Source organism: Chloroflexota bacterium, from assembly GCA_016235055.1.
In the GTDB taxonomy this organism is placed as follows: Bacteria; Chloroflexota; Anaerolineae; order JACRMK01; family JACRMK01; genus JACRMK01.
Map to the genome: position 1 here is coordinate 1 of JACRMK010000054.1, position 23,915 is coordinate 23,915.

At 62.6% G+C, this 23,915-nt stretch carries 26 protein-coding genes; 12 read left to right on the forward strand and 14 right to left on the reverse strand.

Annotated elements, in window-relative coordinates:
* Positions 1-538: 538 nt before the first annotated feature.
* The 10 genes from HZB53_13930 (at position 539) to HZB53_13975 (ending at position 10,972) form a co-directional block, all read left to right on the forward strand.
* Entirely contained in the window at positions 539-2,284 is a 1,746-nt protein-coding gene (locus tag HZB53_13930; protein MBI5878745.1) for a GAF domain-containing protein, read from the forward strand.
* A gap of 10 nt (positions 2,285-2,294) precedes the next feature.
* Positions 2,295-2,954: a response regulator transcription factor gene (locus HZB53_13935; protein ID MBI5878746.1), complete on the forward strand. Its 660-nt coding sequence runs from the start codon at positions 2,295-2,297 to the stop codon at positions 2,952-2,954.
* A 309-nt stretch (positions 2,955-3,263) separates the two neighbouring features.
* On the forward strand, positions 3,264-3,707 hold the full coding sequence (locus HZB53_13940) for a response regulator transcription factor (protein MBI5878747.1): 444 nt from the start codon (positions 3,264-3,266) through the stop codon (positions 3,705-3,707).
* A 183-nt stretch (positions 3,708-3,890) separates the two neighbouring features.
* Positions 3,891-5,411: a hypothetical protein gene (locus HZB53_13945; protein MBI5878748.1), complete on the forward strand. Its 1,521-nt coding sequence runs from the start codon at positions 3,891-3,893 to the stop codon at positions 5,409-5,411.
* Positions 5,412-5,577: 166 nt separating this feature from the next.
* Positions 5,578-6,084, forward strand: a complete 507-nt coding sequence (locus HZB53_13950) for a cupredoxin domain-containing protein (protein MBI5878749.1) — start codon at positions 5,578-5,580, stop codon at positions 6,082-6,084.
* A 168-nt stretch (positions 6,085-6,252) separates the two neighbouring features.
* On the forward strand, positions 6,253-7,665 hold the full coding sequence (locus HZB53_13955; protein MBI5878750.1) for a hypothetical protein: 1,413 nt from the start codon (positions 6,253-6,255) through the stop codon (positions 7,663-7,665).
* Positions 7,666-7,670: 5 nt separating this feature from the next.
* Positions 7,671-8,657, forward strand: a complete 987-nt coding sequence (locus HZB53_13960) for a sulfurtransferase (protein MBI5878751.1) — start codon at positions 7,671-7,673, stop codon at positions 8,655-8,657.
* Positions 8,658-8,687: 30 nt separating this feature from the next.
* Entirely contained in the window at positions 8,688-9,143 is a 456-nt protein-coding gene (locus HZB53_13965) for a cupredoxin domain-containing protein (protein MBI5878752.1), read from the forward strand.
* Between the two features lies 1 nt (position 9,144).
* On the forward strand, positions 9,145-10,569 hold the full coding sequence (locus tag HZB53_13970) for a 4Fe-4S binding protein (GenBank protein ID MBI5878753.1): 1,425 nt from the start codon (positions 9,145-9,147) through the stop codon (positions 10,567-10,569).
* A gap of 10 nt (positions 10,570-10,579) precedes the next feature.
* Positions 10,580-10,972 (forward strand): cupredoxin domain-containing protein, encoded by a 393-nt coding sequence (locus HZB53_13975; GenBank protein ID MBI5878754.1) that lies wholly within the window; start codon positions 10,580-10,582, stop codon positions 10,970-10,972.
* Here HZB53_13975 and HZB53_13980 read toward each other — a convergent pair.
* The 13 genes from HZB53_13980 to HZB53_14040 form a co-directional block, all read right to left on the reverse strand.
* Positions 10,956-11,693 (reverse strand): DUF547 domain-containing protein, encoded by a 738-nt coding sequence (locus HZB53_13980; protein ID MBI5878755.1) that lies wholly within the window; start codon positions 11,691-11,693, stop codon positions 10,956-10,958. The two genes, HZB53_13975 and HZB53_13980, sit on opposite strands and share 17 nt — an antisense overlap.
* Positions 11,690-12,025 carry a thioredoxin family protein gene (locus tag HZB53_13985; GenBank protein MBI5878756.1) on the reverse strand — a complete coding sequence of 112 codons (336 nt, stop codon included), beginning with the start codon at positions 12,023-12,025 and terminating at the stop codon, positions 11,690-11,692. The genes HZB53_13980 and HZB53_13985 overlap by 4 nt, the downstream gene beginning before the upstream one ends.
* Positions 12,022-12,408: a glutaredoxin gene (locus HZB53_13990; GenBank protein ID MBI5878757.1), complete on the reverse strand. Its 387-nt coding sequence runs from the start codon at positions 12,406-12,408 to the stop codon at positions 12,022-12,024. The genes HZB53_13985 and HZB53_13990 overlap by 4 nt, the downstream gene beginning before the upstream one ends.
* Positions 12,409-12,526: 118 nt before the next feature.
* Entirely contained in the window at positions 12,527-13,012 is a 486-nt protein-coding gene (locus HZB53_13995) for a hypothetical protein (GenBank protein MBI5878758.1), read from the reverse strand.
* A gap of 190 nt (positions 13,013-13,202) precedes the next feature.
* A complete protein-coding gene (locus HZB53_14000) occupies positions 13,203-13,439 on the reverse strand; it encodes a hypothetical protein (GenBank protein MBI5878759.1) in 237 nt (78 codons plus the stop codon).
* An 18-nt stretch (positions 13,440-13,457) separates the two neighbouring features.
* Entirely contained in the window at positions 13,458-14,153 is a 696-nt protein-coding gene (locus tag HZB53_14005) for a hypothetical protein (protein ID MBI5878760.1), read from the reverse strand.
* Positions 14,154-14,340: 187 nt separating this feature from the next.
* The gene (locus HZB53_14010) at positions 14,341-14,565 is read right to left on the reverse strand and encodes a hypothetical protein (protein ID MBI5878761.1); all 225 of its coding nucleotides are present in this window, start codon (positions 14,563-14,565) and stop codon (positions 14,341-14,343) included.
* Positions 14,566-14,746: 181 nt separating this feature from the next.
* Positions 14,747-15,004, reverse strand: coding sequence for a zf-HC2 domain-containing protein (locus HZB53_14015; protein MBI5878762.1), 258 nt, complete (start codon positions 15,002-15,004; stop codon positions 14,747-14,749).
* 38 nt (positions 15,005-15,042) lie between these two features.
* Positions 15,043-15,684, reverse strand: coding sequence for an RNA polymerase sigma factor (locus HZB53_14020; protein MBI5878763.1), 642 nt, complete (start codon positions 15,682-15,684; stop codon positions 15,043-15,045).
* 528 nt (positions 15,685-16,212) lie between these two features.
* Positions 16,213-16,431: a hypothetical protein gene (locus HZB53_14025; protein ID MBI5878764.1), complete on the reverse strand. Its 219-nt coding sequence runs from the start codon at positions 16,429-16,431 to the stop codon at positions 16,213-16,215.
* Between the two features lie 33 nt (positions 16,432-16,464).
* Complete coding sequence (locus HZB53_14030) at positions 16,465-16,737, reverse strand: hypothetical protein (protein MBI5878765.1); 273 nt, start codon at positions 16,735-16,737, stop codon at positions 16,465-16,467.
* Between the two features lie 473 nt (positions 16,738-17,210).
* Positions 17,211-17,654 carry a hypothetical protein gene (locus HZB53_14035; protein ID MBI5878766.1) on the reverse strand — a complete coding sequence of 148 codons (444 nt, stop codon included), beginning with the start codon at positions 17,652-17,654 and terminating at the stop codon, positions 17,211-17,213.
* 627 nt (positions 17,655-18,281) lie between these two features.
* A complete protein-coding gene (locus tag HZB53_14040; protein ID MBI5878767.1) occupies positions 18,282-18,491 on the reverse strand; it encodes a hypothetical protein in 210 nt (69 codons plus the stop codon).
* Positions 18,492-18,615: 124 nt separating this feature from the next.
* On the opposite strand from HZB53_14040, the gene HZB53_14045 reads away from it, so the two are divergent.
* Complete coding sequence (locus HZB53_14045; GenBank protein MBI5878768.1) at positions 18,616-20,406, forward strand: SWIM zinc finger family protein; 1,791 nt, start codon at positions 18,616-18,618, stop codon at positions 20,404-20,406.
* A gap of 109 nt (positions 20,407-20,515) precedes the next feature.
* Positions 20,516-21,094, forward strand: a complete 579-nt coding sequence (locus tag HZB53_14050) for a DUF2293 domain-containing protein (GenBank protein ID MBI5878769.1) — start codon at positions 20,516-20,518, stop codon at positions 21,092-21,094.
* A gap of 182 nt (positions 21,095-21,276) precedes the next feature.
* On the opposite strand, the gene HZB53_14055 is transcribed toward HZB53_14050, so the two are convergent.
* Positions 21,277-23,682 carry a hypothetical protein gene (locus HZB53_14055; protein MBI5878770.1) on the reverse strand — a complete coding sequence of 802 codons (2,406 nt, stop codon included), beginning with the start codon at positions 23,680-23,682 and terminating at the stop codon, positions 21,277-21,279.
* Between the last annotated feature and the right edge of the window lie 233 nt (positions 23,683-23,915).

Below are 23,915 nucleotides of genomic sequence, written 5' to 3' on the forward strand. Positions count from 1 at the left end.
GTACGGGTACTTTCCAATGCCGCTTGCGATGCGCTGGCCCTCAGGCGCTTGTCACGCAAGCTGGCCCGCCGAAAAAGTGGCGCTGCCCTCCCCCCGACCCCCTCCCAACTTCGTTGGGAGGGGGCGAGATTCTTAGGGGATTGGCGCGGCGGCTGCGCCGCCGCGCCAATCCCCGTTAGCTTTTCCCCTTCTCCCCCGCGCGCGCGGGGGAGAAGGGGCAGGGGATGAGGGTGCATAGTGGCAGCCGATTCCAAAATGAGAATTGCTGCTGACGCACACCCTTGCGTTCGGGTGTGCACTGGTGTATATTTGAGCCTGCGGAACCCTAGGTCAACTCCACGTGGTGGGCAATCCGATGGCAGGCACAACCCACAAGCACGCTGATCGTCGATAACTTCATGGCAAACACAACTGGTTTGCACAACTTGGAATTCCATCACGGTGAACGAAGCGCGGTCGCTGGATCGTTTCCCCCACCACCAAGGTCCGCCACATGACGGTCCAGACATGAGTCCTCTCGACAGATAAGGCGACTGCAATGAACCTCCGTGTCATGCATTGGCTGACCGTGATCCTTCCGCTGGCGTTTTTTGCGGTGACGGAGTACATCCGGCATTTCATCTATCCGGAGTTCTTGCACTCCTGGGTGGGCTACACACTCACGCTCGGCGCTATCGCCGCAGGCGTGCTCGTCTTCTCTCAAGCAGTATTCATAACTCTGGAGCGGATGGAGCGCGACATCCTAAGGCAGAACCGAGAACTCTCCGCCCTCAACACCGTCAGCCGCGTGGTCGGTGAATCGCCCGACCAACGCGAGTTGCTGAAGCGCGCGCTGGACAAGGTGCTGGAGGTCACGTCTGTCGAAACCGGAGTTGTCTTTCTCGCAGACGAAGAGCTGACCGGATTGACTCTGGCAACTCATCGCGGCATCCCACCGGAATCGGTGGACATGATGGCGCATCTCAAAGTGGGCGAGGGCTTTGCGGGCCGCGTGGCGCAGACGGGCGAACCGCTGTCCGTCGAGGACTATGGTGAGTATCCCGAGTCGACGCGCATATTTGCCCAACGGGCCGGGGTTCATTCTCTCGCCAGCATCCCCCTCAAAGCAAAAGACAAAGTGTTGGGGGTGATGTCCATCGGCAGCCGTGGCAGGCGGCGTTTCAGTCCTGAAGAGTTGGCACTGCTTTCTGTGCTGGGCAGCCAGATCGGTGTAGCCATAGAGAATGCCCGACTACACGACAAGGTGCAGCAAACCAGCAGTTACCTCCAGACGATTATCGAGAGTTCGGGCCAGGCGATTATCGTGATTGATCTCCAGGGCAAGATCGTGCTGTGGAGCCGCGGGGCAGAGACGATCTACGGCTGGAGCAAGGAAGAGGCGATCGGCAGCGTCATGCCCATGGTCCCCGAAGACGGGCGGGCAGAAGCCGGCCGCAATCTGGCACGCATCCTGCAGACGGGCGAGACACTCCACAATTCGGAGGTCGAGCGGCTGCGAAACGATGGGGCGCTGATTCCGGTCATGGTGACGGCATCGCCCATCCGGGGTGCCGACGGTCGTATCGTGGGCATGGTGGGCATCTCCACCGACATGCGCGACAAGAAGCGGCTGGAAACGGAGCTCCTGCGGGAGAGGCAAGCGCTGGCGGTGATGGAGGAACGAGAGCGCATTGGCATGGATCTCCACGATGGCGTCATCCAATCCCTGTACGCCGTGGGTCTCAACCTTGAGAACTGTGCCGACATGATACAAGAAGCGCCGGGCGACGTGGAGTACCGGCTGGGCGAAGCCGTCAAGAGCCTGAACGGCGTGATCAGGAACATGCGCAACTACATCTTCGGTTTGAGGCCGCGGTCTCAAGACAGCCACGGCTTCGACCATGCCCTGGGCGAACTGGTTAAGGAGTTCAGGATCAACACCTTGATCGAAGCCGAATTGACCGTCCAGGGCGAGGCGCACACGCGGCTCGCGCGAGACCAATCCGATCATCTCTTCCACATCGCGCAAGAGAGTCTCGCCAATGTTGCAAAGCATGCCGGGGCTACCGCTGCGACCGTCGCGCTGTCTACGGACAACGGTCGGCTGATCCTTTCGATTTGCGACAACGGCAAGGGCTTCGATTCAAAGCAAGCCCGCACGCAACATGGGCAGGGTCTGCGCAATATGTCGGAACGGGCTAAAGCATTGCGTGGCACGCTGCGCGTGAACGGTGACACGGCGCAAGGGACGCAAGTGGTCGTGGAGATGCCTGCGCCTGTGGGGCAGCCCCAGGAACGAGCGTAAGGAGATCCCAGTGACAGTCGCTCCTCTTAAGGTCCTCATCGTGGACGATCACGAGGTCGTGCGGGTCGGCCTGCGCTCTCTGCTAGATCGGAAAGACGCCTTCACCGTGGTGGCAGAAGCAGAGTCGGTGGCGGGCGCTGTTCAAGCGGCGGCGCGTCATGCGCCCGATGTGGTGATCATGGACGTGCGCCTGCCAGACGGCAGCGGCGTGGAAGCTTGCCGCGAGATCCGCAGCCACAACCCGCAGATCAAGGTCGTGATGCTGACCTCCTATGCCGACGACGATGCCATCTTTGCCTCCATTATGGCGGGAGCATCCGGCTTCTTGCTCAAGCAGATTCATAGTCGCGCCTTAGTCGAGGCGCTTCAGGTCATCGGTCAAGGCGGCTCGTTGTTGGACCCGACGGTCACTCAGAAAGTGCTGGAGCGCATGCGGCGCTTGGGGGAAGGTGAAGCAGAGTCCAGGTTGGCAGGTCTTTCCGATCAAGAACGGCGCATCCTCTCGCTAGTTGCCGAAGGCAAGACCAATAAGGAAATCAGCCAGGTGCTTAGTCTGAGCGACAAAACGGTCAAGAACCACGTCAGTAACATCCTTGGTAAGCTGCACATGGCACGGCGTACTGAAGCCGCTGCTTACTACGTCAGAAGTGAGGGTCAAAAGGAAGAGTAACCATAATCTGTAACCGAGCCCCTCGTTGACGTGATGTAACAGGCAAACTATCAGATCCGGAATTCCCGGATCGCCACGACGGCTGGACCGAATGGACTAGAAATCCCTAGTCCATTCGGCTTTTTTTGACCCATGTCTTTGAGGATCTATCGGGACATGTGCCCCTCACTCGATCACCGCAGGAATGATACGATACCACAGGCAAGTTGAGCGGCACGACAAGGCGAATTGAATTCCCAAGGAACTTGCGACACCAACGTTCGAATGATACCGGGTCCATCTGCTTCCTGACCTTCAAGGGCGATGGCGGTGAATGAAAACATCCGCTTGCTGATCGTGGATAGCCACCAGCAGGTCCGACGCGAACTTGCTGCCAAGCTGTTCCGGCGTCTCAATCCGCAAGTCGTCGGTTGGGCAGACGCGAAAGACGCAGCGCTGCGTCTGCTAAGCGAAACGCAAGCCCATGTCGTGTTGTTGGATGCGCAAATAGTCGATAGTTTCGCAATTTGTCAGGCTTTGGTTGAGCAACAGCCGGCTACGAAGATCGTGGTGTTGACCTCCTATGCGGACGAACAAGAGAAACAGAAAGCGTATCAATCTGGCGCGTCAGCCTATCTTCTAAAAACCATCCCTTCGGAAGAACTCCTGAGTTGCATTGAAGCGCTATACGCGCAACCGACCGAGTCGCCTACGGCAGTGCGCACAGGGTTAGCGGAAGCGCATCGTAAAGAGAGCGTTGCAGAGCATAAGTAGACAGGGGCGCAGGTCGAAACCAGAGCCAGTGCACGACGTTGCTTTGGGCGTGCGACTGCATTGGATGGCAGATGGCAGAAAGGAGGAGAAACCGGACGAAACAATTATCGCAGGCAATCAGTTGGACAGGTTTAACAATGAGGAGACCCGATGTGGTCCAACAGAACTAACGAAGGAGACGCAATGAAGACACCAAAACGCAGACCGATGCTGTTCACACTGCTGGCACTGCTTGCCCTGGCCGTGCTGGTGGCGTGCGGCGCCGGCGCCGGCCCATCAGCCCAGGATCTTGAGGCGCTGAAGAGCCAACTCGCCCTTAAGGACAAAGAGGCGGCCGCCCTCAAGGAGCAGCTTGCCCAGGCTCAGAAGCCGAGCGCGCCAGTGGCCCCGGTCACCGTGGTACAGAGCGGGCAACTCCAGCCGATCCCGGCCGGGGCGCAGCCCACCGGTTGGGATACGGCGGAGTCCATTCGCGGCGGATTGAAACTGCTTGCCACCTACGACTCCAGCGGCCCCAATGCCTGGGATCCGGCAGCCCACCCGATGGTGTACTACACCAGCGAGGGCCCGGCCAAGGAAGGTAGCCCGGGAACCAACAAACTGCCCGGCGTGCAGGTCATCGATGCTTACAGCAAGCAGGTGATCGCGTCGCGGCTGTTCGATTTGAAAAACGGCACGAACGGCACTCCGCACACGGTAGGCATTTCGCCCGACGGCAAGTACCTGTACATCGCCGGCGGCGCATCGGACCCCGAGAAGTTGGAGCGGATCCTGATCATCAATGCTCAGACTTTGAAACTCGACATGGTGCTGGGCCTCCCGGCGCAGCGCCTGCACCACGCCGCCGGTTTCAAAGACTGGCAGGGACGCGACCGCGTCGTGATCGACAATGGGTTTGGCGCCACGGGCGGTCCGCACTTTGTCCTGGACCCCAAGGATCGCAACCGTGTTGTGCGGGCGATTACCTACGATAATGTGCGCCCCATGGGCCACTCGTACACGGCCGTCGATCCCACGGGCAAATTCATGTACATCTCCATGGGTTCCGACACGATTCGTGAAGGCGAGTCCTACGAAGCGGCGATGGCGAAGTTCGACCTGGAGACGGGCAAGGTTACGGTTATCGACGGCGTAGGGAACCACCCGATCGGCGTTGCCTTCACCGCCGATGGCAAGTACACCTACGTGAATGACGGCACCAACAGCCTGACCTTCAAGATCGACAACGCCACGAACAAAGTGGTGGCTAAGACGAGCGCGGCCGTCATCGGGCCGTACGGCCTGCGCTTGAACTGGGACGAGACGCAGCTCTGGACGGTCGGCAAGGGCGAAGGCAGCCACAACCGTGGCGGCGCGCTCGGGCTCATCGATACGCGGGAGTTCCGGCCCAATCGTGAGACCAATCAGCCGTTCAACCTGGGCGGGTCGGCCTCCAGCATCGACCATGCGATCCTCCACCCCGACCCGGCCGTGAACGAGATGTGGGTGAGCAACATGAATGGCTGGGAAACGATCGTCTTCGATCTGAACACAAAGAAGACGAAGGCGTACATCGCCTCGCCCAACGGTGGGGACACCCACTCGGGCGGTTTCGTCAAATACGATAAGGACTTCAAGGGCGAGCTGCTGATCGACATGTTCGGCCCCCAGAAGCCGATGTACGCAATGATCCTGGAGAAGGCCAAGGCAGCAGCCGCCAAGTAAGGCAGACCAACACCGGAGTTGCTCGACCGCACACCGGCATGATGACCCGAAACCGCTGGCTACAGTCATGCTTGAACCGGCGGTTTGACAGCTCGCATAAAGTGGCGTGCCCTTTGTCTTCGGGGCAGAGGGCACGCCAGATCAGATCAGACGGAGGCAAGTTCTAATGGTTCGAATCGTCATCCTGTTAAGCGCCTTGATACTGGCGGCGCTCTCCGCTGGCTGCGGCGGCCCGTCGGCGACTGCGCCGACTTCAGCCCCGCAAGCCGCTCCCACGAATGCACAGTCGGCCGCGCCCACGACGGCACCGACCAAACCGGCGGCGCAGCCAACCGCGCCCGCAGCCGTAGCGACCAAGGCGCCTGCAGCGGCGGCCACCACGGCGCCCGCGCCGGGCGGCGCGACGCCCTTTAAGCTCACGCTCACCATCTATGACATGCAGCCGCCGGAAATGATCGTCAAGGTCGGGAGTAAGATCCATTTCGTCATCACGAACACGGACACCGAAGAGCACGACCTGGTCAGCGCAGGCGCCAAGCTCAGGAGCATCCTGGTGCCTGGCAACAAGACAGTCGAGGTTGACTGGACGGCGCCAGAAACGCCCGGTACGTTCGAGGCGATCTGCACTATTCATCGTGAGATCAAACCACTGGTTATCAAAGTGGAGAAATAGGTTTCACAGGCGCGACCAGCCAGTTAGTGGCGACATAGACCCGTCCGGTGAGGGGATCAAATAGAAGAAAGCACGTTGACCGATGCCCCGACCGCAGTGCGTGGTCGGGAAACGACGGACCAGATACTACGTCCGCCAATGGTCGTAGCGTGGAAAGAGAGTATAGCCGTGACGCAGAACGTTGTGCCCAAAGGTTCAGGCCCCGCCCCCGCTGCCGACGCTGGTTGGCCTGTGTCCGGCCGCTCCCTGTTGATCGCCGGCCTGCTCATCATCCTGGCAGCGATTCTCGCTGGTGGTTGGCTGGTGCCGGTCGTGCTCGCGGGCGGCAGTCAACTCTCAGAAACCAGGGTGGCGCGCAACGAGAATGCGCGCACCGTCGCCGAGTTCTTAACCCGCGATGCGGGTGATCTGGGCCTGGATATGGGAGAAGTCGTTGCGCTGTACGCCACACCACAGTATTTCAGGATCGCGGACAAGGCTAGTGATGCGGCGCTCTATGCGCCTGACCAGTTTCTGGTCTTCTTCATCAGCGAAGACATCCATCACGGGGAGTTGCCGCTTGCGGCGCCCGAGGCGCGTCTGCGGCTGGGGGCGGGACGGGAATACAGCGCTCATGGCGGAACCCAGGTCATCTCGGATGCAGAACACCATCGCACCAGCGTCGCGCGGTTCCCGCTGACGGATGCCGAAGGGCGCAGCCTTCTGGCGGGCGCCGCCGCGATTGACCTTGTATTGCGCAATCCCGAATCGCGCAGGTCAACCGCCACCACCACCGTTCGCTGGGATCTGCCAATCGAGTATCCAGACAGCCTGCAAGGCGGCAAAACGCTTACCGCGGGGACGCTGCTGGCGCTGGTAGCCGGGTTGCTGGCGGCGTTGTCGCCATGTCTGGCGCAGCTGACCGCGTGTTATCTCACGACGCTTGCCGGCGTCGGCGCGCGGCAGGCAGGGGACAGTCCCGTGGCGGTGCGCGGACGCGTGTTGCGCACAGCCGTTCTCTTCGTAGTTGGCTTCACGGCCGTATACACCCTGGCGGGGGCGACGGCTGGGTTTGCCGGGCAAGCCATTCAGAGTTCGGGTCTGATTGTGAGGTGGAGCGGCCCGCTTGGGGTCGTATCGGGTGTGCTGCTCGTCGGTATGGGATTGTGGGTCGCCATCAACGCCCGTGCGCCGTTGGTCTGTCGCCTGCCGATGCCGACTTTCATGCGCCTGAGCCAGAAAGGCGGCGTGTTGGGGCCCATGATCATGGGCAGTGCCTTTGCGCTGGGCTGCGCCACGTGCTTCAGCGGCGCGTTGTTCGCCGCATTGTTGCTCTACCTTGGGACGACGGCGACCGCCCTGCAAGGCGCGACGATTCTCTTCATCTTCTCGCTGGGCATTGGCGTCCCGTATCTGCTGGCCGCCGCGTCCCTCAGCCGGGCACTGCCCGTGCTTGACCGGCTGGGGAAAATGACGCCGCTGGTTGGACTGGTTTCCGGCTTGGTCATCATCGGCTTCGGCTTGCTCATGCTGACCGGCAATTTCCATGCCGTCAGCGACGAAGTCTATGTGTGGCTGCGCTGGATGCGGCTGTTGGGCTAACACGGATGAAGAAACACGGGCTCTCGCTGATCGTTCTGCTGTTTAGCGCATGGTTCGCTGCCGCCTGCGGGGAAGCCCCCGCGCCGGCGACATCGCCGAGCGGTTATGCGCACCCCGAGGTGCTGGTTGACCCGGCGTGGGTTGCGGCTCACCTGAAGGATCCTGCGTTGCGGCTGATCGACGTGAGCAGCAAGCGGGATGTGTATAACCAGGGGCACTTGCCGGGCGCGACGTACATGAACGTCACGAGCGAGCTGACGAATCCCCAGGACCCCGTCAAGAGCACGGTGTTGTCACAGAGCCAGTTGGAAGGACTGCTGGGGCGTATCGGCATTCGCCCCGACAGCCTGATCGTGCTGTATGACGACATGAACAGCCTGTATGCCGCGCGCGCATTCTGGGTGCTGCGCTACTATGGGCATGAGAAAGTCGCCATCCTGAACGGCGGCAGCCAGCGTTGGACGGGCGAAGCGCGGGAGCTGAGCAGGGAGGCGCCCACGCCGCTGCCGGCGGAGTACAAGGCGAAGGCGCCGGCGGCCGGCTTCCGCGTCACGGCCGACCAGGTTCGTGCTTCACGCGACCAAACCAATACGACCCTCATCGACGCTCGTTCGGCGAAGGAATACAGCGGCGATGACGTGCGTGCCGCCCGGGGCGGGCACATCCCTGGGGCGGTTAATGTCGAGTGGAGCAAGACGATCGCGCCGGACGGCACGTTTCGCCCGGCCGACGAACTAGCTCGACTGTACCAGCGCTCGGGAAGTGCCGGCGACCGGCCGGTTATCGCATACTGCCAGACCGGCGTGCGCAGCGCCCACACATGGTTTGTGCTTCGGTATCTGCTGGGATACCCGAACGTCACGCTCTACGATGCCTCGTGGGCGGAGTGGGGCAACCGGTCGGATCTGCCCGTGGAATCGGGTGTGACGCCCGCTGCGGGTATGCCAACGGCAACACCGAAACCGACGGCTGAGCCTGATCCTTGCGAGTGATATCACAATAGCAACGACGGAGTCGATAGCATGATTAAGAGAAAATGGCTGATACTATTGGCGCTGGCGGGGATTGCTCTGTCGCTGACCATGACCCCCGAGGTCAGCTCGGCGGGGCCGGGCGTCACACGCGACTTGCTCATTTCGGCCAAGGCGTTCGAGTACACCCCCGGCACCATTCGCGTCAACCAGGGCGACACGATCAAAGTCACGCTGGTTGCCGAGGACGTCAGTCACGGATTTTATGTCGATGGATATGACGTCAACATTATTGCCCGACCCAGGGAAAACGCGAGCATCGAGTTTGTCGCCGACAAGGCGGGCAAGTATCGCTTTCGCTGCTCGGAAACCTGCGGTACCATGCATCCGTTCATGATCGGCGAGTTGATTGTGGAACCCAATAATCCCCTGTGGAGCTCGTTCGCGCTGGTTGGTGTGACGACATTGGGTATGGTGCTATTCCTGGGTCTGCGAAAGGAGCAATAACATGAGCGCCAGTACCGTTGGCGGATGGCGTTTCGACCTGACGCGCATCGCCTTCATCAAACGCCTGCTGAAACATCGCGGCTTTCAGACTTTACTGATCCTGCCGAACCTCTTCGCATTTGTGCTCGTCATCCTGACGGGACTGATTGGCACTCCGGTGGGCAATCGCAACTTTTCGATCATCTTCACCTGGATCGTATGGTGGGCGCTCCTGATCGTCCTGCTGATTCCATTTGGAGCGCGCATCTGGTGCACGATGTGCCCGATTCCCGCACCCGGCGAGTGGATTGACCATATCGCGGTCATCACCAAAGGCAAGGAGCAGCGCCTGTCGGTCGCCACGAAAGGGTGGCCCAAGCGCTTCAAGAACATCTGGCTGCAAAATGGTGCGTTCCTGAGCGTGGCCCTGTTCAGCGCCATTATTCTGACGCGACCACTGGCGACCGGCCTGGTGCTCCTGGCCTTCATTCTGCTGGCCATTTCGCTGTCCATAAAATACGGCAAGCGCGTCTTCTGCCGGTATGTCTGCCCGGTGGGCGGCTTCATCGGCTTGTACTCGATGTTTGCTCCGGTTGAGGTGCGCGTCAAGGATCCGGAAGTGTGCCGCGGCCATGGCGCGAAAGAGTGTATCCAGGGCAGCGAAAATGGCTATGGGTGCCCCTGGATGGAGTATCCGGGCAATATGGTGCGCAATACGTACTGTGGCATGTGCACTGAATGCCTCAAGACCTGCTCGCAGGACAACATTGCGGTCAACTTGCGCCCGATTGCCGTCGACCTGTTCGTCGACAAAGGCCGCGGCCTGGATGAGGCCTACAAGGCGTTCATCATGCTGACGTGCGCCGTGGTCTATTCAGTGGTCATGCTTGGCCCGTGGGGCTGGATAAAGAATTGGGCCAACATGGCCAGTGCGCCCGAGTTTCTGGCGTACGCGAGCATGTTCCTGGCTGCAAACCTGCTGGTCGTTCCCGGCCTGTACTTCCTCGCGGCCTGGGTCGGCAAGCTGTGGGCCGAACGCACGCCGTCCACCGCATCGGCCGCGCCCGTGCGCGTGGTGACGCCGAAGAAATTCTGGATTGACGTGACGTATGCGCTGGTGCCGATGGGGCTGGCGGGCTGGATCGCCTTCAGCCTGTCGTTTGTGTTCGTCAATGTGTCCTATGCGATCCCGCTGATCTCCGATCCGTTCGGCTGGGGCTGGAACCTGCTTGGCACCGTCGACTATCACTGGACGCCCTACTTCCCGGCGGTCGTCGGCTATCTGCAGGTTCCGATTCTGCTGGCCGGCCTGGCGTTCTCGATCTTCACAGCTTATCAGATTGCACAGCAGCATTTCGGTGCACGAGCGCGCGCGCTGCGCAGTGTGATCCCCATCTCGCTTTTCCTGACCGCGTTCACGTCGCTTTTCGTGTACCTGTATATGTAGGAGGCCAGCCATGAAGAAACTAGAAGTCATCAGCGTCGCAGCGGTACTGGCGATCATTATCGCCGTTCCGCTGCTGATTGTGGCATATCAGTACGTGTATGCTCCGGCGCAGGACCCGCAGGCGATCACGCTCATCATGCGAACGCCGGAGAACGGCAACGTGACGCCGCTGGTGATCCGCGTGAAGAAAGGGCAGCCCGTCACCCTGCATGTGACCAGCCACGATGTTACGCACGGCCTGATGATCGCGGAACTGGGTGTGGACGCCGGTGTCATTCATGCTGGCAAGTGGACCACCGTGCAATTTACGCCGGAGGAAGTCGGCGAGTTCTCGTACACCTGCAACATTCGTTGCAGCCCATTGCATCCAAAAGCGCGAGGCATGATTATCGTCGAGGAGTAATCTCCCCCATCCGTTTCCCGTTCAACTGCCAGTTGTACCTGAAGTAGCGCAGACGCACCTGCGGCCGGTGGCGGGCGAGATATGCCTGGTCGTCGACCGGCAAATAACGTTCGATGTAGCCCAGCAGCGAATCCGCCGCGCGCTCAAAATCGCCGCGGTACCATTGGAAGATCTGTGATAGCCATACGGTATGCGTTTCGCGCTCGACGCGGACGCCGTCCGCGCTTCGGATGAACTGCCCCGCCGCCATGTCAAGCTCGGCGTCAATGCGCTCCGCGGCGTAGAGGCCGCGCTTGAGCGGCGGGCAACTGTTCGAGGCGCAGACCAGCGCGAAATGCACGCGCGGCTCGCGCAGCTCCCCGCGGAGGATACGGTTCTCGATCGTCGTGAGGCTGAACGGGCGCCCGCCGACCCGGTATCGCTTCAGATAGAAAAAGCGCAGCAGACCAAACCACCCATCCCCCATCACGCCGCGATAGTGCGCGTTGGTTTTCAACTCGTCGAGCACCCCCGCGATGACGAGGCAGTTATACGCGTTGATCCAGAACGCGAGCCGCTCCTCGCGTGCATCTAGCGTGCCGAGGTTGAATGTCTCCAGCTCGCGCGCACAGCTCTGTGCGCTGCCATCCGCCAGCAGGGCCGCGTAATCAACCTGGCCGTGCTCATCGACAAAGCGGCTCAGCACCCGATCCAGTTGTGGCGCACCGTGCAGCCAGCTCATGGTCTTGAAGCTCCAGCCGGTCCCTCGCTGACGGCGGCGCGAATTTTCTCGCGCAACGCCTCGACGGTCGGCGCCCCGCGGAAGCCCTGCGGCGTGAGGTAGACCCGGCAGCCGAGTGCATACTGCTCGCGCCGCTCGGGCCATAGCTCCTGGCCGTTCAAGCGGAACGACGGGGAACCCAGGAACTGGAGTCGCTCGGCTTCGTCGTCACCGTGCACGTTGACCATTCGAACGTCAGTCTCCATGCCCTCGGCGGCAAGCGCCGTCTGCAAGTGCGCTAGCCCCGTCTCCCAGGATGGGCAACCGTCAAAATACAGCAGATCGATTTTCATGTCTCCGCCTCCTGATTGTTGGCTGCTTCTGCTCCGACAGCGCAGCTGCGACTGTCATGAACGCTGCAGGCCCCGGCCTCGCTCCGCAAGCCATTGCGCACGCGCTCGATCAGTCCCGTCTGTCGAATTCCGAGGCGCCTCAGAACGTCGCCTGGCCACGGCTCGACCAGCGTAGTCCCGTCCGGGAAGACGACGGTGGGCACGGATTGATAGCCGCGCGCCAGCTTCGCCAATTCCACGCGGTAGCGCGGATCGCCCAGCATCACGTCGCGCCATTCGTGCGCTATCTGATGGTGTTTCAACGCTAAAGCCAATGCGCGAGACTGCGGGCAGGCGTCGTGGCCGTATACGATTAGCTGGGCTGCAGGTTTTGTGTTATCCATAGGGCAATAGTCCGGAAGGTTCCTCTCGCAGTTACCGTACAGAGGCCGTTGGCTAAATTAAGAAACCGGGGACGCCGCGCCCCCGGCTCCATCGCCGTCCCGTGGCCGGCATGGCCGGTCAATGGGCTGCCGCGATCTGGTGGTTCAACAGGCCGAGCACGGCGCCCCACATGAGGTGCCCGAGGAAGAAGACTGCTGCGTTGAGCTTGAGCATGACCGGATCGGCCAGCGGCGCGACGATGAACCACATCAGCGCGAAAATGACCGCGCCGTACACCATGCCCGCCGTGATTTGCCCGCCGCGCGCGCGCGCGCGCGGCGCGATGAAAAACGTGAAGATGAGGCCGAAGATGACCGAGTTCATCATATGTCCCATCAGCCCGGCCACCACCGCGACCAGATCGAACGGGACCGGCACGGCGACGCCTTGCAGGTTGCGCACGACGGTGGCTGCGATGAAGACGACCGGCGCCCAGAAGCCCGCGCCGACGACGGCCTCGATCATCATCTCCCACATGCCCATGACGAGGCTCGCGCCGAGCCCCGGCACGAGCCATTTGGCCGAGACGACAGACCGTGTGGCGTTGAGTGTTGTGCTTGTCACTGGATGTTCCTCCGCAGATTGAAGATGCTGTTCATGCTGAAATAAGCGTGAATGAGGACGGAGACGCGTCGCTGGTGGCGCCACCACTGGCTTGTCACTGCCCGTCCGCTTCACTTCTTCAGATGCGGGGGCCAGGGGATTTCTTACTCATGACACAAAACTGCGCCGGCGGCTGCCGGCGCACTGGCCGTTACATTTCGGTGACGGTACCGCCGGCAGGTGCTTCCTCCAGCAGCGTCAGCGCCGCCCGGAGCACCGCGCGCTGCCCAGCCACATCATGTGGAGCACCCAGCGTCTGGCCCAGCACGTTTGGTGTCAACAGCAGGCGCGGCACGCGCATGGCTGTCAGGCGGACGCGGAAGGCTCGTAGGCCGGCGATGACGGTTGGAATGCCCGCCGCCTCGAAGACCCGCGCTACGTGTCCCACGGACACATGGCAGACCGGTCAGGCTGGCACCAGCAGCGCGCCGTCGACGTGCTGGCGTTTGAGCAATTCGGCCCAGTGCGGCGCGGTTTCCTTCAACAGGCGGCGCTGCGCCGCCGCGCCGACAAACGAATACGCGTGCGGCAGCAGTTCGCCGATAGCGCCCTCGCGCTGCAACTCTGTCAAGTGCGCCAGCGGCAAGACCACATTCGGGTCGGCCTGCGCCGCGCGGATGTCGTAACCGCCGTGCCGTACGCGCAATAGTGCGGGCGGCGTATCGAACGGGATCTCTGTCAGCGCCGGCGCCTCGCGCAGAAACTCATCGATCCGGCGGGCCGCCTCCGCCTGCGTCATGTCTTTGACGCCGAACGGTTCCGGGTCGCGCCCGGCGACAAAGTGGCCGCTCGACGCCACCAGCGCAAGGCGCGCCTGCGCGACCGGCTTGCGCATCGGCGTGAACGGCGCGTCATCGTACGCCCAGGGCCCCGGCGCCGAGTAGCTCTGGACCTGGCCGTCGCGAATGTGGCTGCGGATGCGCGCGAAATCCCCGTCGACGAGCGCGTCGCCCAGCTTCCACAGCAATTCCTGCAGATAGGCGGTGGCAGCTTCGTCCGACAGTCCCTTAAGGAACTTGAAGTTGAGGTCGGTGCGCGAGCCATACGAAAACGAATTCTTGAATTCGCTGAATGTCTCCTGTGGAGCAAGCGAATCAGTCATGTGTTGCCTCCTGAACGATGTGCGCCTGTCCGGCTGAGCGTAGCCGGATCAGCGATGCGAGACGATCTCCCACAGGTCGGCTTCCAGGCTGCCGAACGAGCGGTTTTCGATGATCCGTCCGAGTTCCTGGCCGCCGTCCAGCAATTCCCATTTTGGCTTTGGACGGGTACTTTCCAATGCCGGCTTGCTATGAACTGGCCCCTTGGTGCTTATCACGCAAGCGGGCTCGACAAGAAAGCGGCGTTGCCCTCCCCCCGACCCCCTCCAACGAGAATTGCTGGCCGCCGTCGCAGACGATGAAGGTCGGGATGGCCTTGATGCCAAAGGCCTGCGCGCGTTCCTCGTCTTCGCGCGGATAGATTTCGAACTGCCAGCCGGGCAGGTGGTTCGCGATACGCGCCAGGCGCGGCACGTTGCGGAGGTATTGACGCGTTGGGAGCCGAAATTCTTACCTGCGCGCTGCGCCGATGGGCGGCGCTTCACCGCGGGGCGCGCGGTTGTGCACGGATAGACGCTGTTCCGAGCTAGAGCGGAAGCGGTCGATCGAGCGGGATCACGGCGAGGTGATGCTGCGGCCTGGCGCTCGCGGGCGGCTAGGGGTGCGCGGCCGGCGGCGAGCCGGCGCGCAAGACACGCATGAGCGCCTCGAACTCCTCCATGCAGTCGGGGCACATGGCCAGGTGTTTGTACACCAGCGGCAGCATGGCTGCGGCGTCCTCGCCGCGCATCACGCAATCGGCGTATTCGTCCAGCAGGCGCAAAGTCTGGTCACAGGAGTACTCGACGTCCTCCGTGCGCGCCACCATGCCGGCCAGGCGCTGCATTGCTTTCTTCGGGTCAATCATCGCCATGTGCTTTCGCAGCTTAGACGCGCCGCATCGCCCAAGCGTTACCCCTCCGCAAACGCCGACAGGACGTCGTGCGCCGTCAGATGCTCGCGTTGCAGGGCGGACTTGATCCGCCGGCGCGCGTCGTGCAGCAGTTTGTACAGCGCATTGCGGTTGGTGCCCATCCGCCACGCTACCTCTTCGAGCGGCATGCCGTGCACGTTGACGGCCATCAGGGCCGTGCGCTGCTTGTCGGTCAGTTCCTCGGCGATGATTCGCTCGACGCGCCGCACGATGTCGTTTTGCTCGACGGTGCGGGCGGGCGAGGCGGAGGAGGCCATCGGCATGCTGTCGCCCTGCACCTCCATCAGCGCATCGAGCGACGTGTCTTTCCAGCGCCGGCGGCGCAGCTCGGTCAACGCCACCCGTACGGCAATCTTGTGCGCCCAGGTTGTAAAATGGCTGCGCTGCTCGAACGAAGACAGGTTGTCCAGCACGCGCAAGAGCGTTTCCTGTACGACGTCCTCGGCGAGCTCCTCAAACTGCGGGTTGGACGGCGACACCCAGTTGGCGAGCGCATAGGGCAGGCCCGAGAGGATGATGCCGCGCAGATCGGCCAGGGCCTGCTCGCGCCGCTCGCCGGCGTCGTGCAGGTCGGCCAGCCAGCCGGTATTCGTGCGGGCCGCCGCTGCCTGAAGTTTCATCGTGCGTACATTCTAGCACGCCCCCACGGCGCGCCAAGCGACATGTGTTCGCATCGCCCGCTGGTCTCTGAGCGCCGGCTGTAAGAACCATGTGGCTGAATATATCGAGTAGGCATTTCAGAACCAGGTGGATCAAATTGCCATGACACACATGCCCGCCGTCCCGTCGCTCACGCCCGCTCAGATGGTGGAAGTCGACCGGCTGATGATCGAGCAGATCGGCATCCAACGGATGCAGATGCTGGAGAATGCCAGGCGCAGCCCCGCGGAGTTGGCGCGGCGGATGCTTGGCGGTCACGTCAATCCGCGCCGGATCGTTGTGCTAGCGGCGCCTGCGCATCGAGGTGGAGCCGCTCTTCGCCGCCGATACGGTTGTCAGGCTCGGTTGATAGGTCATGCGTTTACGGCCCGGCGCCGGCGACCGGCGGGTAGTCTGGCGTCCGGTTACACACGGCGTCGGCAGCGCCACGCGCCAACTGGTTCGCCAGCTCGAAGGCGATGCAGGACAAGCGGCTGACGGTCGCACGGTCAAGGCTGCGCGACGGCCTGGTCAATAGCTCGCGCGATAGTGGCCGCGCCAGGCCAGCCGGCGTACGATTGCGCCACGCGCCCGTGGCGGTTGAAGAGCGTGAAGCTCGGCGTGACGCGCACGCGGTATTTGGCCAGATACGGCCGCGCTTCCGGGGCATCTACGTTCACGGTGATAATGCGTACGCTTCCATCATACTGCTTCTGCAAGGCACTCACGGTGCCATCGCGCTTCAGCGCCTGGCAAGTGATTCACCAATCGGCGTGAAACCAAACCAGCACCGGCTGCCCGGCCGTGCCTTGCTCGGCGGCCTGCAAGCCCGGAATATCGGTGCCCAGAGGGTTGGCGCTAACCTGCGACCCGATCGCGCTGGTGAAACCGGCTGCCGTGTCGCTGCGGGCCGTCGACCACCAGACCACGATGGCAACAGCCGCCATGGCGACGGTGCCGAGGACGATCAGCCGCCGGCGTGATGCGGCGGGTGATGTTACGACTGCCCGGCGAGTGCGTTTTACGTTTGACATGAATTCCCTCGTGTGCGACTTTAAAGAATCGTGCGGCTTGCGTATGCCCACCGCCGCGGCCGACACGTATGAACTGGCGACGAACGGCGACGCGACTGGCGGCCAGCCAATCGCGTCGCCGCTTTGCCGCCGTAGTGCCGCCGGGTATTTGTTTACCGCGTCTGCCGACGCATATTCGTTGGTGTTGCCGCGTGTCCGGCCTGGTCGGCCGCTCGATGGCCGCATGCGCGATGCTGCTGGCACGACTCGTATTGAATTCTCACTTGAAGCATGCCGAGCGCGCTCCCCTATGTTTTTCGCCCCTCCCCGCGAAAACGGGGAGGGGTTGGGGGTGGGGTTGATGGGTACAAGCGAGTTCGCCCGGGGCGCCATCCCGCGCAAGCGTGCAGGGCGCTCATGCGATTTACGCCCAAACTGAGTAGAACGGGTTGCATGCTCACGACGACTACCCGGTAAACAAGTACGCCGCCGGATTAGCGCTTCGAGAGCCGCTTGAATGTCACGCCGGTCACCATGCCGTAGATTACATGGCCCATCAGACTCATCCACTGCGTCGTGCCGATGACGAGCACCATCTGGCTCATGCCGAGCAGCAGCGGCATCAAAACGAGAGCACCCAGCACCCACCACACCATGCCGTTCAGGACGCCGCCGACCAGGGCGGTGGTCAGTGTATTGGGCGCACGCGACGCAACCAGCCCATATACCGCGCCGATGAACGCGCTGATCAGCATGTGCACCCCGAAACCGACCACCGCGTTATCCTGATGCACGAGCATGCCGATCATCGGCAGCATGCCCATCATAGCCATCAGCATGCCAAAGACGCCGCCGCCGGCCAGTCCTGCCAGCGCACCGGCAATGATGGGATGGATGGTTATCCCTGATTTGACCTGCATTGAACTGGTAACTGCCATTCGTAGCCTCCTATATGGTGAATTAATCCTCGCTCGCCGGTATTGACGATGCCAGAAGCGTGAATCTTACGGGAAGCACAACAGGAACGTGCGATGTGAGTTCGCGTGCCCAGATTGGCTGGGATTGATGACGTACTGCATACTGCGTTGGCGCACTGCCGGCGCGCTCTGCGACTCATCGCGCAGGAGGCATCGCGCCGCTGGCTGTCGCTCGGCGCCTTGCCACGCGCCATCTATCGGCGGCTAGCCAGCGATTGTGGCGTGCGTTGTGCGTGACACTTATTCGTCTAACTGTTACAGTGCATCGGCGAGCTGATCCACAAACTCCACATAACCCGTAGCGTTACCGGACAAGGCATCACGGTGATCCGTCTCGCGAAGAGCGTTTTGGCGAATACATTGAGCAAACCATGCAGGGCGTGCGGAGCAAGACTTTCATGTGGCGAACCAAAATGTACTTCTCCCCAACAAAGGCGACATTCTCACCCTATTTTTCGTACCATCAGCCGCCGTCAGTGCAAGGAGTTGGTGTCATGCTCAGCGTTGTTGGTCTCGTGGAAGTCGCACGCTGTGTGCGACGCAGCCGTGAACGGCGCCGCCTCAACGCTGAGTCGGTTGGCAGCGCGATTATTCCTTGCGCACTATGCGAGCGGCTGGTGATTGCATGGATGAAATGCGCGCTTGGTCACGCGCGGCCCGCTCCGGCGCGGCGGCATCGCGGCCGCGTGCGCTCGCAATTGCCGGCCGTACCCGCCATAGACGAGTGCCGACCAGCGACAGCAGCCACGGCACGCGGTAGGTCAGCGCGTACAGCATCAGCAGATGAATACTGGACATCGCGACTGCAGTCGCGTTGCAGTGCAAGGATCTACGGGCCGGCGTGATCGCGACACCAATTTCGCTTGCCCCACACCGTGAGTCGGACTAGAATAGAGGCAGGAAGACGCCCGGGGGCCTGTGCATGATTCTGCCGAAACTGACCGAGTCCATAATTCGTGCCGCCGCAACGCCGCAAAGCTTCGAGCGCGGACAAGACTACTACCAGCGCGACGCGATCTCGAACCCGGCGGTGCTGGAGAGTACGCTGATGGGCGACTGCGAAGGCACGCAATCGCCCTACTACCGCGTCCGCGTGACGCTTGACTCGGCCGGTATTCGCGCCGGTCAATGCACGTGTCCTTACGAGGGCGGCGGGTTGTGCAAGCATGTTGTCGCGCTGCTGCTGACGTACGCGCATCACCCCAAACGATTCGTCGTGCGGCAGGAGCCTTCCGCCTTGTTAGCCGAGCTCGATCGGGACGCCCTCATCATTCTGTTGACGCAGTTGCTGCGCGAGCGGCCCGAGTTGTATGACGTGGTCGAAGCCGCCATTGCGAAACCGGAACCCACCGGCAAGCGCGGAAAAGCGCGACGCCAGAAAGTGGATGCCGACGTGTATCGCCGCCAGGTCATCGGCATCCTGCACAGCCTCGACGGCATGCGCGCCTCCGAAGCGTACTGGCACGTGGATGGGTTGACCGGTCAACTAGATCAGGTGCTAGAGACTGCCGTCAAGTTCCTCGATGCCGAGGATCCGGAGACAGCGCTCGAAATCCTGCTGGCGCTGGTCGAGGAAGCCGGGCGCGCCATCGAATACATCGACGACTCGGACGGCTATTTCGGCGATTTCATGAGCGGGCTGGGGCAACCGCTGGCGGAGGTCGTCTTGAGTTTAGACTTGAGCGCAGTCCAGCGCGACGCGCTCGTGCGCCGGATCGAGGCGCAGACGCGCTATCTGTCCGACTACGGCATGGATGAGGGTCTCGACCTCGCCATCCGGGCTGCACGGGCGGGATGGGACACGGAGAGCGCGCCAGCCAGCAACGACATACATCGTGGGCGGGACACGGCTGAGGAAGAAGCGGACGAAGAGGAACCGGCCTATTTCGGATCGGGCGCGAACCCGTTTGGCGATCTGACCGATGCCAAACTCAACGTCCTGAAACGCCAGGGACGCACCGCCGATTACCTCGCGCTCTGCAAGCAAACAGACCGCCACCTGCGCTACGCGCTCATGCTGTGCGATCTGGAGCGCGTGCCAGAAGCCATCACGTACGCAACCAGGCACTTCGATTCGGCGCCGGAAGCGCACGCCCTGGCGGCGCATTTGCGCGAGTTGGGACACATCGACGACGCAATCGCCATGGGCGAGCGCGGTCTGAATTTGGCCGGCGCCAAACTGCTGCTGGCGCAATGGCTCGCGCCGATTGAGGAAGCGCAGGGACGCACGCAACCTGCGCTGCGGGCGTGGCAGGCGGCGTTCGCCGAACACCCCACGCTGACCGCGTATGAGACGTTGAAACGACTGGCGGGAACGTCGTGGCGGAAACTGCAACCGCAGGTCATGCAGGCGCTGCGGATGACAGGCACCGCGTTGACGCTAGCTCAGGTCTTGCTGGTGGAGGAAGCGTGGGACGAAGCAATCACGGTAGCGGAACGGCGCGACGCATGGTACGATGTGATTGAAACCGTCGCCGATGGGGTCATCGGCCACCGCGCCGAATGGGTCGCGCAGATGAGCATCAAGCAAGCCGAGCGCTTGATGGAAAGGGCGGATAGCAGCAAGTATGTCTATGCAGCCAACTGGCTGACGAGGGCGAAAGACGCCTACACACGGCTTGACCAGGCTTCGGAATGGCAGGCTTATCTGGAGAAGGTGAAGCAGACGTACAAGCGGCGCCCGGCGCTGCAAGCGCAACTGCGCCGGCTATAGCACGCGGTGTATTGGTGTGGAATCGGACACTGAACTCAAAGTCTTCATCTCACTGCACGATCCGACCTGCGACGAGTGCGGCGCCACACTGCCTCGCGGCGGCTGGATCATGCCGGTCGGGAACAATCGCGCACTGTGCTTGAGTTGCGCCGATCTCGACCACCTCCTCTTCCTGGCGGCGGGCGATGCCGCGCTCACGCGCCGGGCGCGCAAGCACTCGGCGCTGTCGGCGGTCGTCCTGAAGTGGAGCCGCGCCCGCAAACGCTACGAACGGCAGGGCCTGCTGATCGAGCCGCAGGCGCTGGAGCAAGCCGAGCGCGAGTGCCTGGCGGACGCCGACGCCCGGGCGCTCCGCCAGGAGCGCGAGGCGGTGCGCCGCGCGGCACTCGACCAGGCATTCGTGGAGCGCTTTGCCGCGCGCGTGCGCGAACTATTTCCGCGCTGTCCACCCGGGCGGGAAACCATCATCGCCGAGCATGCGTGCCTCAAGTACAGCGGGCGCGTCGGTCGCACGGCCGCGGCGAAGGAGTTGGACGAAACAGCGGTGCGCCTGGCAGTGATCGCGCACATCCGCCACAGTGAGACCGAGTACGGGCGCCTGCTGGGACAAGGGCGCGAGCGGACGGAGGCGCGCGCGGCTGTTGAGAGCGAGGTTGCCCGGGTGCTGGCACACTGGGAAGCGGGCTAGGCGAATCGCACGGGCATGTCCGCCAAGTTGCCGCAACACCTTGCACTTCACGATCCTGATTGGTCCTGCGAAGGACCCGCTCCCGTGCAAAACGACTCATCGTCTGCGCGCACCCAATAAATAAGAACCTCTGCTTCCACATCGGAAGCAGAGGTTCTTTTCGTGGTGCCTAACTGCGAGTACTACGGTTCGCGCACGTACGGCGGTTTGTACGGATTCGCGACGTTGTGCGCTTTGTCCGGGGCGTAGTCGCGCCCGGCGCCGTGGCACAACGTGCACGTCTCGACCTCGTCGCCGCTCCAGGGATCGGCCGGCGTCGGATCATCCGTGTTGAACTTGGCGTGCGTGCGCGCTTTGTCGCTGTCATGACACGCCAGGCAGGCCAGGCGCGAGGGGTTCTGCTTCCACGCCGCGCTGCCCTTCGGGTCATGGCACTTCGTGCAGTTGCGCACATCCTGCGGGAAGATCACCTCGTTGAACGCATTGGGATTCCCCGCGTAGATACCCTCGGGGTAATCCAGGTAGCGGCCGAAGTGAACGGCGTGCAGGCGCTTGGCCAGCGGCATGGCGCCGTAGCCGCTCCAGCCGGAGGTCGACGTTCCGCCGAGGCGGGAGAAGTTGTCGCCGGTGCCCATGCGGGCGTAGTCGTGGCATGCCTTGCAGTAGTCGGTGTCGAACGGCTCCGGGTGCTGCGGACCCGCATCCAGGTGGAAGATCGTCTTGCCGTGGCAGTCGGCGCAGTTCGTCGCCACCTTGGGCTCCACCGTTGCCGTGCCGACCTGGAAGGTCATGAAACCGATGGCCGGCGCCGTGACGTTCGGCTGCTTGCCCGCTACCGGCTGGATCCACGAGTAAATCATGTACGTGCCGGGCTTGAGCCCCGCCACGTCGTCAAGCGGGTACGTGATGTTGCCCGCGCTGCGCGTCACGGTCGGGTCCGCGTAGTCGAGCGGGTCGGTCAGTGCGCGCAGATCGTTGATGGCGTAGCTGCCCTGCGCGACGATGACGAACGGTTCCACCATCGTGCCGGCGGTCGTGCCGCCGCGGGCCAGCGGGAGCGGGCCTGGCTTCCAGCCCATGATCTTGGTGACCGGGCTGTCGTAAATCTCGAAGCGCGACTTCGCGCCCTGCAAATTGCTGCGGAGCGACACGGTGCCAGCGGTGGCGTTGGATGTGACGGTCACGTCCTTGAGGACGCCCTTCAGCCAGTCGCGCACCTGGTCGGGAGTCTGCGGTCCGGCGGGAGCCGCCAGCACTTGCGGTGCGTTGCCGTTGACGGCGATCTTGAACGTATCGCCGGCGTTGAACGTCCAGACCTTGGTCGGCGTGCCGGCCGCGGCGATCGAGCTACTCGCCGAGGCGCGCAGCTTGTCGGCGCCGTTCTTGGCCGCCATCGTCAGCACCGGCATCGACTCGTAGCGCGGGCCATACACGAAGAGGCCGGCGGTCGCGAAGTTCGCATTGTCGACTTTGGCGTGGTCGATCGGGTTGCCCTTGTCGTCCTTGATGACCAGCGTGACGACCGGCTTGTCGCCCTTGGCGTAGAACTTGCCGTTGGCGGGCGCCGTCATCGTGATGGCGACCGTGTTCACGATCTGGGTGATCTTGTGTGCTTCGGTTACGCTCTTGCCAGCGCCGCTGTCCGCGGCCGGATGGCATGTCGTACAGGCTGCGTCGTTGGCCTGGGCGCCGCCCTTATGCGCCTCAAAGCCCTTCGGCATAGACGCCGTCGCGCCGAACCAGGTCGCGTCGTGACAGGAACCGCACGCCTGGCGCGTCGGCACGGTCTTGTAGCGGTCGTCGAGATGGCAGGTCGCGCAGTCCTTCACGTTGGACGGGAAGACAACGCCGGTGTAAGCCTTGAAATTGCCCGTGACCGGGTCGATGTTGAATGGGTTCTTCAGTTCCTCGCCCATGTGGACGCCATGCGCGCGGCGCATGATCGAGTCGGGCGTGCGGAGGGTGGCGTCGGTCGAGGCCGGCGTATTGATGTCACCTGTGTAGGCCGCGTAGCCGTCATTATTGTGGCAGGCCTTGCATGTGCGCACCGGGTCCGAGTCAATCGACCAGCTGCCCACGGGGCTGCGGCCCGGATCGATGTGGTGCATGTAGAACTTGCCACTGTCCGCGCCCTTGTGGCACGACTGGCACTTGGTGCCATCCGTGATCTGCTTTTCCACGGTGGCGGTGCCGATCTGCACCTCGACGAGCGGCATTTGCTGCTGCAACCCGTTGTCCTTCAGCACGGCCCAGACGGTCACGATGTACGTGCCCGGCTCTTCGTCGGTGACCGACTTGAGCGCATACGTCACGACGTTGCCGTCGACCTTGGCGTCGGGGTTCTTCAGCAGGTCAATATAATGGTGCGGCGTCTTGGTGCGGTCCGTGTCGGCATTCAGCAGTTTGACCGCGGTCTTGGTCTTCAGCGGATCCTGCGGGCCGGCTATGTACAGGTTCATCGTCGCGAAATCGTCTTTGGTTCGCGCGGCGCCGAAGCTATCTTTGAGGGTGACGGTGACGACGGGCTTGTCGCCGGCGACGAAATGGGTGCCGTTTGTCGGTTTGGAAACCGCGATGGCGACGGCCACGCCGCGCTCAGTTCCTGCTGGGAGCGGGCCTTGCGGGCCGGTGGCGCCGGCGGGACCCGCTGGACCAGCCGGACCGGCGGGGCCTGCCGGACCGGCTGAACCGGCGGGACCCGGTGCGGGCTGGCAGGCGATCAGTACCAGGAGAGCAAACGCAACGAGGGCGGCAAGCCGCAGAACTCTGTATCCCTTCATCAATAAGGCTCCTGAGATGGTGATGGCGTTGGGTATCCGAT

Bases quoted from the DNA above. Each gene is read 5' to 3' on its own strand.
- HZB53_13930 (MBI5878745.1), top strand. From the start codon at position 539: ATGAACCTCCGTGTCATGCATTGGCTGACCGTGATCCTTCCGCTGGCG.
- HZB53_13945 (MBI5878748.1), top strand. From the start codon at position 3,891: ATGAAGACACCAAAACGCAGACCGATGCTGTTCACACTGCTGGCACTG.
- HZB53_13950 (MBI5878749.1), top strand. From the start codon at position 5,578: ATGGTTCGAATCGTCATCCTGTTAAGCGCCTTGATACTGGCGGCGCTC.
- HZB53_13960 (MBI5878751.1), top strand. From the start codon at position 7,671: ATGAAGAAACACGGGCTCTCGCTGATCGTTCTGCTGTTTAGCGCATGG.
- HZB53_13965 (MBI5878752.1), top strand. From the start codon at position 8,688: ATGATTAAGAGAAAATGGCTGATACTATTGGCGCTGGCGGGGATTGCT.
- HZB53_13970 (MBI5878753.1), top strand. From the start codon at position 9,145: ATGAGCGCCAGTACCGTTGGCGGATGGCGTTTCGACCTGACGCGCATC.
- HZB53_13975 (MBI5878754.1), top strand. From the start codon at position 10,580: ATGAAGAAACTAGAAGTCATCAGCGTCGCAGCGGTACTGGCGATCATT.
- HZB53_13980 (MBI5878755.1), bottom strand. From the start codon at position 11,693: ATGAGCTGGCTGCACGGTGCGCCACAACTGGATCGGGTGCTGAGCCGC.
- HZB53_13985 (MBI5878756.1), bottom strand. From the start codon at position 12,025: ATGAAAATCGATCTGCTGTATTTTGACGGTTGCCCATCCTGGGAGACG.
- HZB53_13990 (MBI5878757.1), bottom strand. From the start codon at position 12,408: ATGGATAACACAAAACCTGCAGCCCAGCTAATCGTATACGGCCACGAC.
- HZB53_14005 (MBI5878760.1), bottom strand. From the start codon at position 14,153: ATGACTGATTCGCTTGCTCCACAGGAGACATTCAGCGAATTCAAGAAT.
- HZB53_14015 (MBI5878762.1), bottom strand. From the start codon at position 15,004: ATGGCGATGATTGACCCGAAGAAAGCAATGCAGCGCCTGGCCGGCATG.
- HZB53_14020 (MBI5878763.1), bottom strand. From the start codon at position 15,684: ATGAAACTTCAGGCAGCGGCGGCCCGCACGAATACCGGCTGGCTGGCC.
- HZB53_14030 (MBI5878765.1), bottom strand. From the start codon at position 16,737: ATGTCAAACGTAAAACGCACTCGCCGGGCAGTCGTAACATCACCCGCC.
- HZB53_14035 (MBI5878766.1), bottom strand. From the start codon at position 17,654: ATGGCAGTTACCAGTTCAATGCAGGTCAAATCAGGGATAACCATCCAT.
- HZB53_14040 (MBI5878767.1), bottom strand. From the start codon at position 18,491: ATGTCCAGTATTCATCTGCTGATGCTGTACGCGCTGACCTACCGCGTG.
- HZB53_14045 (MBI5878768.1), top strand. From the start codon at position 18,616: ATGATTCTGCCGAAACTGACCGAGTCCATAATTCGTGCCGCCGCAACG.
- HZB53_14050 (MBI5878769.1), top strand. From the start codon at position 20,516: ATGCCGGTCGGGAACAATCGCGCACTGTGCTTGAGTTGCGCCGATCTC.